This is a genomic window from Streptomyces sp. NPDC055506 (assembly GCF_053643595.1).
This window is the reverse complement of the sequence record NZ_JBSHKH010000286.1, coordinates 1-1,682: the sequence shown is the minus strand read 5'-3', so window position 1 is coordinate 1,682 and position 1,682 is coordinate 1. Positions and strand designations below refer to the sequence as shown.

Annotated in this window: 2 protein-coding genes; both read right to left on the bottom strand. The window is 67.7% G+C overall.

Features of this window, described 5'->3' with window-relative positions:
* Nucleotides 1–829, bottom strand: an 829-nt coding sequence (locus tag ACWIF2_RS40665) for a beta-ketoacyl synthase N-terminal-like domain-containing protein (RefSeq protein WP_454366734.1), incomplete at its 3' end; no start/stop codon positions are given.
* The coding region (locus ACWIF2_RS40660) for a beta-ketoacyl reductase (RefSeq protein ID WP_454366732.1) at nucleotides 829–1,682 on the bottom strand (854 nt) is incomplete at its 5' end. The genes ACWIF2_RS40665 and ACWIF2_RS40660, both read right to left, overlap by 1 nt.

Here is a 1,682-nt window from a genome sequence, read left to right as displayed (position 1 = left end):
CGCCCCAGCCGACACCGTCAGCGTCCGCCGAGAACGCCTTGCACCGCCCGTCCGGAGACAGGCCTTGCTGTCGGCTGAAGCCGACGAAGGTGCCGGGGTTGGCCAGCACAGCGACACCGCCGGCGATCGCCAGGGTGCACTCACCCTGTCGTAGCGACTGAGCGGCCACGTGGAGTGCGGTCAGCGACGAGGAGCACGCCGTGTCCACCGTCACCGCCGGCCCTTCGAAGCCGTATGTGTAGGCGATGCGGCCCGACAACACGCTGCCCGAACTGCCCGTCATGAAGTGGCTCTCGACGCCCGGTGGAACGTTTGGCGCTCCGCCCGCGTAGTGCCGGGTCACGTAGTCCGTCGTAATGCCGCCGATGAAGACCCCGACGGGCCTGCCCCGTAGGGACTTCGGAGGAATCCCCGCCCTTTCCAGGACTTCCCAGGAGGTCTCCATCAGCAGCCGCTGCTGCGGATCCATCGCCAGTGCCTCGTTGGGAGAGATTCCGAACAGTTCACCGTCGAATTCGGCGGCGTCGTAGAGGAACGCTCCCTCACGTACGTAGCTCTTGCCTTGCGCCTCCGGGTCCGGGTCGTACAGCGATTCCAGGTCCCAGCCACGGTTCGCGGGCAGGCCGGATACGGCATCGCCTTCTTCGGCGACGAGGCGCCACAGCGCCTCGGGGGAGTCGGCGCCGCCAGGGAAACGACAGGCCATGCTCACGATGGCTATGGGCTCACGCTGCGCGGTCGTCAGTTCTTGGTTCTGTTTGCGCAGACGTTCGTTCTCGATCAGTGACGCCCGCAATGCCTCGACGACCTTTTCAGAGGATGCGGCCATCACGCGTTCGTCCCTTCCGTGTCTACGGGTGTGTTGCTCTCTCCGAGTGCGATCCGGACGAGATCGTCCACGTCCATCGAGGCGATGGACGTGCCTTCCGCTTCACCTGCGGTGGTCTCTGCCTCGCCGCCGGGTTCTGCGAGCCGCAGCAGCGTCTCCAGGACACCGGCCTCCCGGATGCGGGTGAGTGGAATCGAGGTGATGGTCCGCCAAGTGGCCGCCTCGTCGGAATCGGCTCCCGTCGCGCCACGGCCTGCGCTGTCGATCTCCGCGGACAATTCTTCCAGTATGTGTCCGACCAGGGATTCGGGGCTGGGGTAGTCGAAGACGAGGGATCCCGACAGGCGCAGGCCGGTGGCGCCCTTGAGCCGGTTACGCAGTTCCACGGCGGTGAGTGAGTCGATGCCCAGGTCCTGGAACGAGCTGTCGGGGGCGATCTCCGCGGGCGAGGCGTGTCCCAGAACAGCGGCGAGATTCCCGCGCACGATCTCCTCGACGACGCGTTTGTGGTCGGTCTCGGGCATGGCGCTCAGCCGCTCGGCGAGAGACGGCCCCTCGGCTGCGGCACCCGTGTTCGCGCCGCGCCGGACCGGGGTACGGACCAGTCCGCTCAGCAGCGGGGGCAGGGCGCCCGAGGCGGCTTGGGAACGCAGCCCGGCCTGGTCCAACCGGATCGGCACCAGCAGCGGCCTGTCGTCGGCCAGGGAGGCGTCGAAGAGCGCAAGTGCCTGTTCGTTCGGGATTGGGGCCAGACCGGAACGGGCGAACCGCTCCCGATCGTCTCCGCCGAGTCGAGCTGTCATGTCGCTGGTTTGTGCCCACAGGCCCCAGGCGAGCGAGAGGGCCGGGAGTC